We start from the raw sequence: 12926 nt of genomic DNA, 5'->3' as shown, positions 1-12926 counted from the left end.
CGGCCCGGGTTCGGGCACCCGGTGGGTTCTGTCCGGGTGACCCGCCGTCAGCGGGTGCGGTCGCCCCGCCGCAGCCGGGGCCTGGTCAGGAAGCCCTCCGCCAGCGCGTTGGCCAGGCCGATCGCGGGCAGCTCGGAGGGCTTCTCGTACAGCACGTAGCGCGGCTCCCAGGCCGGCCGGTAGCGCGCGTTCGCCCGGTACAGCGACTCCAGCTGCCACCAGCGGGACAGGAAGCGCAGCACCCCGCGCCACAGCCGCAGCACCGGCCCGGCGCCCATCCGCGGCTCGAACGCCTCGCGGAACATGGCGAAGTTCAGCGACACCCTGGCCACCCCGAACTCCCCCGCGCGGCGCAGCAGTTCGGCGACGGTGTACTCGACCAGGCCGTTGTCGGACTCCCGGTCGCGGCGCATCAGGTCGAGCGAGAGCCCGTCCGCGCCCCAGGGGACGAACGACAGCAGCGCGGCCGTCCGCCCGGCCTCGTCGCGGCACTCGGCGAGCAGGCAGTCGCCGTCCGCGGGGTCGCCGAGCCGGCCCAGCGCCATCGAGAAGCCGCGTTCGGTGCGGCCGTGCCGCCAGGCGTCGGCGAGCCGGGCCAGACCGGCGAACTCCTCGGGCGGGACGTCCCGGTGCCGGCGGACCACCACGGTGTACCCGGCCCGGGCCAGTCGGCGGCAGGTCTGCCGCAGGCCGCGCATCTCCCGGCCGTCCAGGGTGAAGCCGGCCGCGGCGACCACCGCCTCGTCGCCCAGGTGCAGCGCGCGCAGCCCGGCCGTCCGGACGTACACCGTGCCGGCGCGCTCGTCGGCGCCGGTGACGGCGGGGATCCAGGCGTGCGCGCGGGCCCGGCGCAGCCACTCCTCGATCGCCTGCGGCCAGGCCTCCGGGTCGCCGACCGGGTCGCCGGAGGCCAGCGCCACCCCGTTGACCACCCGGTAGGCGACGGCGGCCTTGCCGCTGGGCGAGAAGCACACCGCCTTGTCGCGGCGCAGCGCGAAGTAGCCGAGCGAGTCGCGCCCGCCGTGCCGCTCCAGCAGGTCGCGCAGCGCCCGTTCGTCCTCCGGGCGCCGCCCCTCGGCGCCGCGCGGGGAGCGCAGCAGGATCCGCAGGGTGAGCAGCAGCAGGGCGGTGGCCAGCAGGTTGAGGCCGAGGTCGAGCCAGCCCGGCACGTCCACGTCGGTGACCTCGACCACGCCGGAGACGGTGACCAGCCGCAGCACCGCGTACCGGGCCGCCGCGCCCCAGCCGGGCACCGCGCCGGTGTGCGCCAGCCGGACGGCGACCGCGCCCAGGCCGGTCAGCAGCGCCCCGCCGAGCAGCAGCACGGCGGCGGCCAGCGACAGGTTGCCCCGCCCGCCGCGCACCCGGAACACCGGCCGGGCCGCCAGCAGGGCCAGCAGCAGCGCCACGGTGAGCCCGGTGGAGACCTGGTTGAACGGGTGGGCGCGGTACTCGGGGAAGGCCAGCGCCACCGCGTAGACGGCGGCGTGCCCGGCGCTGAGCGCCAGCGCGGCGATCCAGGCGGCCCGCTTGCGGCGGCGCAGCATGACCGCGAGCAGCCCGGCCAGCAGCGCGGTGGTGAAGCCGGAGGTGACCAGCACGGGGGTGAAGTACTCGCCCCGGTCGGCCCGCTCGACCTGGGCCCGGAACGGGGCGACCACCGCGCCGAGCAGGTTCAGCAGGGTGGCGATCCGCAGGTACCAGCGGGCCGCCGCGGCGCAGCGCAGCCGCCAGGGCGCGGGCGGGCGCCCGACGGGCGGCTCGGCCGGCCGCCCGGCCTGCCGCCCGACCGGCTCCGGAGCGGTCGGGGCCTCCGGGCTCTCCGGGGTCTCCGGGCTCTCCGGGTCGGCGTCGGGGGTGCCGGCCACCAGGTCGTACGCGGCGGTCTTGGCGGCGACCAGGCGGCGGTGGATCCGGTCCTCGCGGCGCTCGGCGCGGGCCAGTCGGCGGGGGCGGGAGCGGTAGCGCCAGCGGGCCCACGGGCTGGCGGGGCGGGCCAGCCGGACGGCGCCGACCAGGGCCAGCGGCCAGAGCATGATGCCCAGCAGCCCGGTCCAGGTCTTGCCCTTGAGCAGGGTGACCACGACCAGCGCGAGCAGCACGGACGCCCCGGCCAGGGTCGGCCCGTCGGGGTGCCGGGCGAAGCCGCCGAGCGGGAGTTCGCCGAGCAGCAGCAGCCCGATCGTCACGACGGCCAGCACCACGGCGTCCACCGAGGTGCGGCCCTGGGTGGACCAGTAGACGTCCTTGAGGTGCAGGACCAGCGCGAACTCGTCCAGCACCAGGCCCGCACCGACGCCGAACCCGAAGCCGAGCAGGTTCCACCAGGCGCCGCCGTCCCCGCGCACCGCGAACGCGGCCACCCCGCACACCAGCAGCAGGGTCTGGCCGAACACCACGTGGTGGATGTGCAGCCCGCCCGGGGCGACGTTGCCCGGCCACCAGCGGACCCGGGCCCGGATCAGCCGGGTGCTGAGCCGGATGAACAGGAACGACAGCACCAGGCCGAGCAGCAGCAGGAACAGCGGCTCCCGTCCGGTGTCGACGATCCGGTCGCGGTAGGCGTCGATCAGCGACTGCCACATCGGCGGGTGGGACCTCCGTGTCTGCGGGCGGGCGGTGCCGTCCTCGGCCGCTCCTGACGTCCAGTCAACTCTCCGGCGGCGCCGAGGCCCCGGTCCGGTGCTCCGAACAGGTGAGCGCCCCGGCGTGGCGTCCCCCGGTCATCCGTACCCGGGGCGTGCTTACCGGCGCGATGTCCGGACGCGTGCCATGCTGAGCCCGACTCCCCCGGACGACGCATCTCGTCATTTCATCTGATGATCCGTTACTCCGGTCGGTGCCTCCCCTTACTCCCTGGTGAACGGATGTGAGACATGGACGCCCTCTCCCGCAGGACGCTGCTGGCCGCCGGTGCGGCGACCGCCGCCACCCTCGCCGCCGGCTGCGCGAGCTCCTCCGGGAACGGGGGCGCCGCCCCGCCGGCGCAGGCCGACGGCCTCGCCGCGAACGGCAGCCCCAGTGCCGTCCCCAAGCCCCCCGCCACCCTGATCGGCGACGGCTCCACCTCCGACACCGGACCGCAGCCCAACCAGCCCCAGGCCGTCCCGCTGGAGCCCGGCCAGCGGCCCCCGCAGTTCGTGGTCTTCTCCTGGGACGGCGCCGGCGAGCTCGACAACCAGCTGTTCAGCCGGTTCCGGAAGCTCGCCAAGGAACACGACGCCACCATGACCTTCTTCCTCAGCGGCATCTACACCCTGCCCGAGTCGAAGAAGACGCTCTACCACCCCCCGCAGCACTCGATCGGCGCCTCCGACATCGGCTACCTCAGCGACCAGCACATCCGCGCCACCATCGAGCAGGTCAGCGCGGCCTGGCTGGAGGGCCACGAGATCGGCACCCACTTCAACGGCCACTTCTGCGGCGCCAACGGCGGCGGGAAGTGGTCCCCCGAGGACTGGGACAGCGAGATCCAGCAGGCCATGGACTTCGTCATGAACTGGCGCACCAACACCGGCAACACCGACCTGCCCGCGCTGCCCTTCGACTACCGCAAGGAGCTGATCGGCGGCCGCACCCCCTGTCTGGAGGGCCAGCGCGGCCTGCTCCCCACCGCCGTCAAGCGCGGCTGGAAGTACGACAGCTCCGGCCCCGGCGGCCTCCAGATGTGGCCGCAGAAGTTCGCCGGCGGCGCGCTGTGGGACATGCCGCTGCAGTCCATCCCGTTCCCCGGGCACAGCTTCCAGGTGCTCTCGATGGACTACAACATCATGTACAACCAGTCCGGCGACAACACCAAGGGCGACCCCGGCAAGCAGGCGTCCTGGCAGAACCAGGCCCGCGACTCGTACCTGGCCGGCTTCGACCGCGCCTACAACGGCAACCGGGCGCCGTTCATCATCGGCAACCACTTCGAGCAGTGGAACGGCGGCATCTACATGAACGCCGTCGAGGAGACGCTCAAGCAGATCGCCGACAAGCCGGAGGTCCGGATGGTCTCCTTCCGGCAGCTCGTCGAATGGCTGGAGGTCCAGGACCCGGCGGTGCTCAAGAAGCTCCAGGCCCTCGCCCCCGGCCAGGCCCCGGCCGGCGGCTGGAACGCCTACCTCGGCGGCTCCGGGTCCGGCGGCCCGGCGGGCGGCGCGGCGTCCCCGTCCGTCCCGGCGGTGACGGGCGGCAAGTAGGCCCCCGGCCCCGCGTTCCCCTCCGGCCGGACCCCGGTGCTCCTCGACCGGGGCCCGGCCGGAGCGCTGCCCGGCCGGCCCCCTCCGTCGCCCCCTCGGCTCCCCGTCAGGACTTCCCGGCCGCCGTCGCCCGCCCCGAGAGCGCCGCGCCGGCCAGGGCCACCAGCGGCATGGTCAGGAACACCGCGGCGAACGCCCCCGCCGGCAGCGACGCCCCGCCGTGGGCCGCCGCGCCGACCGCGCCGCCGCCCAGGGCCGCGAAGAGCACCCCGGCCAGGCCGGTCAGCAGGACGTTGCCCAGCGCGTCGCTGAGTTGCAGGGCGGCCGAGTTGCCGCCGGTCTCCTCCGGCCTGGACAGCTTCATCATCAGCACGCTGATGCTGGCGATCGCCAGGCCCATCCCGGCGCCGCCGACCGCCCAGAACGCGGCCGTCACCCAGACCGGCACCGCCGGGAACAGCACCAGCGCCGCCCCGCCGACCGCCACCGCCGTCGACACGAAGCCGATCCGGATCAGCGCCGCCCGGTGCCGGTCCGCGCCCGGCCGGCCCTGCAGCCAGGAGCCGAACGCCCAGGACAGCCCGCCGGGCGCCAACGTCAGGCCCGCCAGCGTCACCGACAGCCCGCGCTGGGTCTGCATCATCAGCGGGATGAACAGCTCGGAGGCGAAGAACGCGCCCGCCGCGACCCCGCGCAGCAGGATCACCGTCGGCAGCCCGCGCGCCGCCAGCAGCGTGCCGCGCGGCAGCAGCCGCAGTACCGCCGGGCCCATCAGCGCGACCCCGGCCGCGGCCGGCAGCACGGCCCACCCGTCCAGCCGCTGGCCCGCGTACTGCAGCAGCGCCGCGCCGAGCGCGACCATCGCCGCGTCCCCGGTCCGCCGCCAGTCGTACGGGGCGACCCGGCGCGGCGGCCGGGACCGCTCCGAGCGGCGCAGCGCCGGGCCCATCACGGCGAGCGGCGGCAGCACCAGCACCGGCACGGCGAGGAACACCCAGCGCCAGCCGAGGTGCTGGGTGACCGCGCCGGAGATCACCGGGCCCAGGATCGAGGGCAGCACCCAGGCCGCCGAGAAGGCCGCGAACACGGCCGGCCGCAGCCGCTCCGGGAACGCCCGGCCGACCACCACGTACAGCGCGACGATCACCAGCCCGCCGCCCAGGCCCTGGACCGCCCGGCCGGCGACGAACATCCACATGTTCACCGCCGTGCCGGCCGTGACCAGCCCGGCGGCGAACACCGCGATGCCGCTGAACAGCGGGGCGATCGGGCCGCCGCGGTCGCACCACTGCCCGGAGACCACCAGGGCCAGCAGCGTGGTGGTGAAGTACGCGGAGAACGCGAAGGCGTACAGGCCGATGCCGTCGAGCTGCTGGGCGGCGGTCGGCATCGCGGTGTTGACCGCCGTGGCCTCGAAGGCCAGCAGCAGCACCACCGACACGATGCCGAGGGTCAGCGCCCGCCAGGGGCCGCTGAGCACCCCGCCGGTGCCGTCGTCGTCGGGGTGGAGGGGGTGCGCGGGTGCTGCCGTCTCGGCCGGGGAGGTGCTGGTCACCTCGACATGGTAAGTGCCGTGGCCGCGTTTCGATCCTGACCTGCGGGCGGAACGGGGCCTCCGTCCGACGGCCTAGGACCACCCCGCCGGCCTGTCAGTGCCGGTCTGTCAGTGCCGGTCCGCCAGTACCGGTCCGTCAGTACCGGTCCGCCAGTACCGGTCCGCCAGTACCGGTCCGTCAGTACCGGTCCGTCAGTACCGGTCCGTCAGTGCAGCGCCTTGAGCCCGACCACGCCGGACAGGATCAGCACCAGGCAGGTGATCCGGGCCGCGCTCACCGCGTCCCCCAGCGCCACCATCCCGTACACCGCGGTGCCCACCGCGCCGATGCCCACCCAGACCGCGTACCCCGTCCCCAGCGGGATGCTCCGCATCGCGTACGCCAACCCGCCCATCGACAGCGCCAGCGCCACCACGAACACCGTGCCCGGCACCAGCCGGGAGAACCCCTTGGACGCCTCCAGTGCCACCGCCCACACGGTCTCCAGCACTCCGGCGACGATCAGAACGACCCAGGCCATGACGACAGACTCCTCCGCAGTAGTCGAACCACCTACCGCGCCGTCTTGTCGTGCCGGGTACGACGCACCTCGTCCGGGACGCGCCGCGAACGGCCGCCTCACCATCGACGGTAGCACGGCGGCGACACACGGAATTCATGAACGGATATTGACTCCGCCCCGCTTCCGCCCGCTATAGTGAATTCACCGGAGCGAAGGAACGAGCCGGTGCGAACCCGGACGACAGGAGATGGCGATGAACAGGAAGACGGTGGCCCTCGCAGCGCCCCGCACCTGTGCCCCCTGTCCGGGTCGCACGCGTTCCTGTCGTCGCGGCCGCTGTTGCGCTTGATTCGCAACCTCCCTGTCCCGCGGGCTCGTTGACGCCCGCGCGTGCTCACCCGCCCCACCCCTGACCATGTGCCCGAGTGGCTGAGGGAACCGCCTGCAAAGCGGTTTACACGGGTTCGATTCCCGTCATGGTCTCCACGCACTCCATCCGCGATTCACCGGCCGCCCGTCGTTCCCGCGCGGGCGGCCGGTGAATTCCACGCCGTTTTCCGGCTTTTCCCTTTCCCTCTTCCTTTCCTTTTCGACCGCCCGGAAATTCTCCCGCCGGCCCGGCCGTTGTACCGGTCATGCCCTCCAGTGACCGCACCGTGCCGCGGGTCGAGCCCTGCGGCAAACGCATCCGCACCTACCTCGGCGGGCTGGCGGTGGCCGACACCACCCGCGCCCTGCTGGTCTGGGAACGCCCGCAGTACCCCGTCCACTACGTCCCGGCCGCCGACGTCCGCACCGACCTGCTGACCCCGGCCGACCGGGCCGCCGACCGTCCCGCACTCGGCGACGCGCTGGTCTTCGACCTCGCCGCGAACGGCCGCACCGCCGCCCGCGCCGTCCGCCAGTACCCCGACTCCCCCGCCGAGGCGCTCCGCGACCACTTGCGCTTCGACTGGGCGGCGATGGACGCCTGGTACGAGGAGGACGAGCAGGTCTTCACCCACGCCCGCTCCCCGTACACCCGGATCGACATCCTGGCGTCCTCCCGCACCGTCCGGGTCGAACTCGACGGCACCCTGCTGGCGCTCTCCCGCTCCCCGCGGCTGCTCTTCGAGACCGGCCTGCCCACCCGCTACTACCTCGCCCCCACCGACCTGGTCCTCCCGCTCTTCGAACCGGGCACCCGCACCACCCACTGCCCCTACAAGGGCGCCGCCGACCACCTGTCCGTCCGGATCGGCGGCACCCTCCACCCGGACGTCGCCTGGACGTACCCCACCCCATTCGCCGAATCGCAGAAGATCGCCGGCCTGGTCGCCTTCTACGACAACCGGGTCACCCTGCACGTCGACTGAGCGCCCCCGCGGGCACGACGGCTACGACGACGGCGGGCGCCGGCCGACGGTCCTCCTGGACCACCGACGGCGCCCGCCGCACACCCCTACCGACTCCGGTCGAGCCGACTGCTACTCGATGACGCCGGGGTTGGCCTCGCCACCGCGCCAGGTGTCCTCGTCCTCGACCAGGTAGTCGGGACGGTGCCCCTGGTTCTTCTTCTTACTGCCGCCGCTGCCCGAGCCGCCGTGCATCCCGGCCGCGCCCGCCTGCCCGGCACGCCCCTTCCCGATGCCCGACCCGCCCTCGGTGAACGCCCGTCCACCGGCACCGGCCGCCTTCGCACCGCCGATCGTGCCACCGGCCTTGCGCACCAGGCCGCCGGCAGCGCTCTTGCCACCGGCCGCACCGCCCCGCGCACCACCGGCGCCACCGCCGTGCATGCCGCCCATCCCGCCGGCACCCGCGACACCGCGGGCCCCCGCGGCACCCGAACCCGAGCCACCGGCCCCGGAACCGGCGGCCCCACCAGCGGCGCCCCGGCCGGCCCCACCCGCGGTACCCGAGCCACCGGCCCGACCACCACCGGCGCCACCGGCCCCGGACAACCCGCCGGTCGACACCCGGCCACCACCGCCGAGCCCGCCACCGGGCAGGTACCCACCGCCCAACCCACCGGGCACGTACCCGCCACCACCGGTCCCACCGCCAGCGGACCCACCACCGGGCAACGTCCCCACCCCACCGGGCAGCCCACCGACCGACCCCGGAGGCGTCAACCCCACGGACGGCGGGTCGACCCCCAGGATCCCCGTGGACGGCGGCACCGGAGTCGGCGTGAACGTCGGCGGAGTGAACGGCGGCAGATCCCCACCGGGCGGCACCGACCCCACCGGCGGCACCACCGGCACCACCGGATGCCCGGGCTGCGTCGGCTGCGGCACCGAGGGCAGGCCCGGCGAGACGTTCGACGGAGTCGTCTGCTGCGGCGGCACCCCACCCGGGTACTTCGGGTTGGGCATGCTCGGCGGCGTGTGGCCGGGAGGCACGACCGTGGCGGGCGGGTCCGGCGGGAAGTTCTTCGACGGGCTCGTGACCTCGTGGTCGCCAGTACCCATGTACGACGCGGCCTCGGTGTACTGCGGGCCCAGGTGCTCCATCACGCCGATCGCGTACTGGTGCGCGACCTCGGTGGCGGACAGGTCGTGCGCGTTCTTGTTGACCGCGTCGATCCGGTTCATGCCCGACGCGAGGTCGCGCTTGAACCCCTCGTCCGAGCTGGCGAAGCCGTCGCTCAAGGTCTTGCCGACCCGGTCCATGAAGCTCGGGACCTTGATCTGGTCCATGGTCGACTTGGTCTGCTCGAGCGCGGTCGCCGCGTAGGTCATCGCGACGGACGTGTTCTGCGCGTGCGCGGCGGTGCTGACCATGCCCTGCTGGATCTGCGAGCCCTTCGTGGCGAAGCCCTGCGAGGCCGCCCCGGTCCAGTTCGCGGTGGCGTGGTCGATCGCCGCCTGAAGATCGGCGGCGGCCTGCGTCAGCTCCTGGTGCACGTTCAACCAGTGCTGCCCGACTTCCTTGATCCGCTCGGGACTTGAGCCGGAAACCATGTTCTTGAGCGGGATCAGGGCGTAACTGTCGAATGGAGTCGTGTCGGCCATCTCTGACTCACCCTGCCTGAATCTGGTTCATGGTTGACTGGCCGTCGTCCTCACGCCCCACGTAACGGTCGTGGACGAGCTGGGTCTTGTCGCCGTACTCGCTGATGAGCGCGTCGATGGACGAGATCGTCTGGGTCAGGAACGCCTGCATGTTCCCATGCGCGCTGTACAGTGCTCGGGCCTCGACGAAGTCACCGCCGAAGGCATCCTGAGTGATGTCGGTCTTGTACTTGGTGTTGGTCCCGCAGGTGCTGATGTTCTGCTGGAGGGCCCGCAGTCGCTTGACGACTGCCTCCAGCTCTGCAGGGTTGACGCTGTATCCGTCGGACACGAGGCCCTCTCCCCCTGGAGTGTCGAAACTTCCCCGTGGTAACTCTCTGGCTGACGGGTTGTCCCAGTCAGAGCGTTCGATCGTATCGCGTTCGGACGATGCCCTAACACACCGTCAACGCGATTGGTTGCCGTCCTGGTACGGATTGTTGTAAGGCGGCTGCTGCGGTGGGTAGCCGTACGGCGGCGGCTGTTGGCCCGGTTGACCGTACGGCTGCTGCTGGGCCGGGGGCCACCCCGGTGCAGCACCGTACGAGACCCCGGCCTGGGCCTGGAAGCCCTGTGCGCGGTTGCGGTTGCGCTTCCGGCTGCTGGACACCGCGATCGCGATGACCACGATGAGCAGCACGACCAGCCCACCGCCGATGGCGAGGACCAGGGGCAGGGCCGATCCCGACGACGACTGCTTGACGCCCGGCACCGCCCCTGGGGAACCGAGCCCGCCCGTCCCCACTCCGTCACTGCCCGGGTCCTTCGTCTCCTGCGTCGCCCCGGCACCGGCCGACGGAGCGGCGGCACCGGCGGCCGCCGCGAGCGGCCCCTGCGCGGATCCGGCCGGAACGTTTGCGGTCAGGGCCTGGTACGGGCGGACGACACCGTATCCGTAGTGGCTGTCGGGCAGTTTGGAGGCGCCCGCAGGAGCCGCGGCCGTCTTCACCAGCCGGTTGGCCACCTGACCCGGCGTGAGGTCGGGGTACTTGGCGAACACCAGGGCCGCCGCGGCGGAGACGTAGGCGGTGGAGTCCGAGGTGCCGTCAGCCATGCAGTACTGGGAGGTGCAGGAGCCCGACCCGCCGCTGCCGGCCATCACGATGTCGACACCCGGTGCCGTCAACATGACCTCGGGGCCGTAGTTCGACTGCGGCCAGATCCTCTGGTTCTTGTCCACGGCACCGACCGCGAGCACCCCGGGAACGTTCGCCGGAGGACGGACGGGCCCCCCGTCGTTGCCGGTGCCCGCCACGATCAGCACCTTGTGCTGGAGCGCGTAGGCCACCGCATCGGTGAAGGAGTCCTGCTCCACCAGATCCGTGACCTGGGAGATGTTGATGACCTTGGCACCGTGGTCGACCGCCCACTTGATGCCCTGCGGCATCGCGCCGCCGTCCCCGTGGAAGATCGGCAGGATCTTGGCTCCGGGCGCGAGGCCGGTCACGCCCTCGCCGTTGCCGTGCCCGTGACCGGCGATCAGGCTCGCCATGCCCGTCCCGTGCTCAGTGGTCGGCTTGATCTCACGTCCCTGGCCGCCGGGGTCGTACCCGGGCAGCAGCGACCCCGACAGGTCCGGATGATTCGCCTTGACCCCGGTGTCGATCACCGCGACGATCACGCCGTCGCCCTTGCTGACCGACCACACCTTGTCCAGGTCGAAGTACGCGTTCGCCCACTGCGCGTCCCGCACCTGGTCCGCCGACGCCGCCGGTGCGCCGGCGAACAGCATGCCCGCTGTCAAAGCGGTCGCGCCGAGCGCGCCCGTCAGTCTGGCCAGCCCCATCAAACACCCCGTCAGTAGACAGCCCGTTCGCTCTCGCAGCGCCCCCGGAACACAGGACGGTTCGATCGTATCGTCCGTCACCCGCCCTGGCACCGGCCTCTCGTGGCAGGGCCACTACATTTCACCGCCCCGCGGCGACTGCGGACGGCCGGGCGGCGTTTCCGACCGCGCGCCACCGCGGCACCGGCGATACGGGGTGGGGCCGGACGAGGGCCGCTGGACGCCCACCGCCGGGGAACCGGTCTCGTTCGTGCACCGCCGGTGGGGGAAAGGGCTGGTGGAGGTGGTCGGGGGCTGTGCTATGAATGGCGCGTCGTTCGTCCTTGGGGGAACTCTTGACGCATCCGCCGCAGTCCGGCGCGCCCGTGCCGGGGCAGCAGTCGTACCCGGGGTTCCCGCCCCCGCCGTACCAGGGCCAGGGCTGGCAGCCCGCGTACCCGCCGCCGCAGCCGCCGGGGCGGGGGTCGCGGGCGCTGGGGGTGCTGGGGATCGCGCTGGTGGTGCTGGTGGTGGTGGCCGCGGTGGGCGGGACGGCGTACCTGCAGGTGGGGCGGAAGGGGGCGACGACGCCCGCGTACGTGGTGGAGCAGGAGAACTGGCGGCGGGTCGCGGACGGGTTGACGCGGGCGCTGGCGGCGGGGGACGAGGAGGGGTTCGTCCGGCCGTTCGCGGCGGGGGAGGTGAAGGAGCGGCAGCGGCTGGTGTTCCGGAACCTGCTGAAGGTGCCGTGGGAGACGGCGCGCTGGGAGGTGTCGAACTCGCCGTTGAACGGGCGGCTGCGGGTGGACTTCGTGCACCAGGTGAAGGACGTGGACAACCTGCCGATCGCCGAGGAGTACGGGTGGCAGGTGCTGCCGGTGGAGTCGGGCACCGAGGTGATAACCGGGGTCGGGGCGGTGCGGGACCACCAGGGCAAGAGCCTGGACGCCGGCTACTACCCGGCCCCGTGGGACGTGTACGACGACCTGTCGGTGCGGGTGCGCGACCACCTGGTGGCGATGGCGGACAAGGGCCAGGAGGCCGAGCTGGACCGGGACGTCGACGTGCTGGCCCGGGCGGCGGGGGACGACCTGGCGGCCTGGCAGCAGTACGCGCCGGTGCCGGCCGGCGGCCGGCGGGGCGCGCGGGGGTTCTTCGTGGTGCTGGAGAAGAACCGGGAGGTCTACAACAAGCTGTACCAGGGCGACGGGAAGCAGGACGACAGCCTGGAGGCCGGCGTCAACATGCCGGTGGTGGCGGCCGAGGGGGCGGCCCGGAGCACGGCGGGCGGCGGGACGGCAGGCAGCGGGACGGCGAGCGGCGGGACGGCAGGCGGCGGGATGACGGTCGGCGGCAGCCGGATCGTGATGGACACCACCGACAGCCGGTTCACCGGCTCGCGCTGGCAGGACGGCGTGACGGACATCGGCCGGCACGAGATGGCGCACGCGATCGTCGCGACGCTGCTGTCCGAGTGGCCCTCGCCCACCGGCAAGGGGCAGCCGCACGACTGGGTGGCGGAGGGCTTCGCCGAGTTCATGGCGCTGCGCGGCGAGGACGCGGCGGCCCGCGACGAGCTGGTCGGCGACCTGCGCGAGGTGCGCTTCGACGGCGGACTGCCGGGCGAGCAGGGCGAGTTCTACGCGGACACCGCCGGGGCCAGGTCCGCGAACTACGCGCTGAGCGGCGACGCCGTGCGGTACCTGGCGGCGACCTACGGGGAGGCCCGGGCGTTCGCCTTCGTCGCCGCGCACTACGCCAGGCCGAGCGAGTACGCCCAGCAGCTGGCCGAGGCGACCGGCGGGAGCGCCGACGCGTTCCAGGCGGCCTGGGCGGAGCACGTCCGCACCACGACGGCGGCGGCGGCCGCCCGGAAGAAGTGAC

At 73.4% G+C, this 12926-nt stretch carries 9 protein-coding genes, 1 tRNA gene and 1 riboswitch; of the genes, 4 read left to right on the top strand and 6 right to left on the bottom strand.

What is annotated here, in order from left to right; translation table 11 throughout:
* Positions 1 to 47 precede the first annotated feature (47 nt).
* Positions 48 to 2585 (bottom strand): phosphatidylglycerol lysyltransferase domain-containing protein, encoded by a 2538-nt coding sequence (locus ACIQVD_RS27680; RefSeq protein WP_402292028.1) that lies wholly within the window; start codon positions 2583 to 2585, stop codon positions 48 to 50.
* A gap of 291 nt (positions 2586 to 2876) precedes the next feature.
* Between ACIQVD_RS27680 and ACIQVD_RS27675 the strand changes: the two genes are divergently transcribed.
* Positions 2877 to 4184 carry a hypothetical protein gene (locus ACIQVD_RS27675; protein WP_400680238.1) on the top strand — a complete coding sequence of 436 codons (1308 nt, stop codon included), beginning with the start codon at positions 2877 to 2879 and terminating at the stop codon, positions 4182 to 4184.
* A 106-nt stretch (positions 4185 to 4290) separates the two neighbouring features.
* On the opposite strand, the gene ACIQVD_RS27670 is transcribed toward ACIQVD_RS27675, so the two are convergent.
* Both ACIQVD_RS27670 and ACIQVD_RS27665 read right to left on the bottom strand, forming a co-directional pair.
* Positions 4291 to 5739, bottom strand: coding sequence for an MFS transporter (locus ACIQVD_RS27670; protein ID WP_402292027.1), 1449 nt, complete (start codon positions 5737 to 5739; stop codon positions 4291 to 4293).
* Between the two features lie 206 nt (positions 5740 to 5945).
* Positions 5946 to 6260, bottom strand: a complete 315-nt coding sequence (locus ACIQVD_RS27665) for a multidrug efflux SMR transporter (RefSeq protein ID WP_100838077.1) — start codon at positions 6258 to 6260, stop codon at positions 5946 to 5948.
* A 34-nt stretch (positions 6261 to 6294) separates the two neighbouring features.
* Positions 6295 to 6362: riboswitch (guanidine-III (ykkC-III) riboswitch) on the bottom strand.
* A 291-nt stretch (positions 6363 to 6653) separates the two neighbouring features.
* Between ACIQVD_RS27665 and ACIQVD_RS27660 the strand changes: the two genes are divergently transcribed.
* Both ACIQVD_RS27660 and ACIQVD_RS27655 read left to right on the top strand, forming a co-directional pair.
* A tRNA-Cys gene (locus ACIQVD_RS27660) sits at positions 6654 to 6728 on the top strand.
* Positions 6729 to 6877: 149 nt separating this feature from the next.
* Positions 6878 to 7597 carry a DUF427 domain-containing protein gene (locus ACIQVD_RS27655; protein WP_402292026.1) on the top strand — a complete coding sequence of 240 codons (720 nt, stop codon included), beginning with the start codon at positions 6878 to 6880 and terminating at the stop codon, positions 7595 to 7597.
* Positions 7598 to 7708: 111 nt separating this feature from the next.
* On the opposite strand, the gene ACIQVD_RS27650 is transcribed toward ACIQVD_RS27655, so the two are convergent.
* From ACIQVD_RS27650 to ACIQVD_RS27640, 3 genes are all read right to left on the bottom strand, one after another.
* A complete protein-coding gene (locus tag ACIQVD_RS27650; RefSeq protein WP_402292025.1) occupies positions 7709 to 9238 on the bottom strand; it encodes a hypothetical protein in 1530 nt (509 codons plus the stop codon).
* A 7-nt stretch (positions 9239 to 9245) separates the two neighbouring features.
* Positions 9246 to 9569 carry a hypothetical protein gene (locus ACIQVD_RS27645; RefSeq protein WP_100838073.1) on the bottom strand — a complete coding sequence of 108 codons (324 nt, stop codon included), beginning with the start codon at positions 9567 to 9569 and terminating at the stop codon, positions 9246 to 9248.
* Positions 9570 to 9683: 114 nt separating this feature from the next.
* Positions 9684 to 11063 (bottom strand): S8 family serine peptidase, encoded by a 1380-nt coding sequence (locus tag ACIQVD_RS27640; protein ID WP_402292024.1) that lies wholly within the window; start codon positions 11061 to 11063, stop codon positions 9684 to 9686.
* A 335-nt stretch (positions 11064 to 11398) separates the two neighbouring features.
* On the opposite strand from ACIQVD_RS27640, the gene ACIQVD_RS27635 reads away from it, so the two are divergent.
* A complete protein-coding gene (locus tag ACIQVD_RS27635; protein WP_402292023.1) occupies positions 11399 to 12925 on the top strand; it encodes a hypothetical protein in 1527 nt (508 codons plus the stop codon).
* Position 12926: the final 1 nt, after the last annotated feature.

The organism is Kitasatospora sp. NPDC090308, assembly GCF_044769485.1.
GTDB lineage: Bacteria > Actinomycetota > Actinomycetes > Streptomycetales > Streptomycetaceae > Kitasatospora > Kitasatospora fiedleri.
The sequence above is the reverse complement of the archived record's forward strand: the minus strand, read 5'-3'. Positions and strand labels throughout refer to the sequence as shown.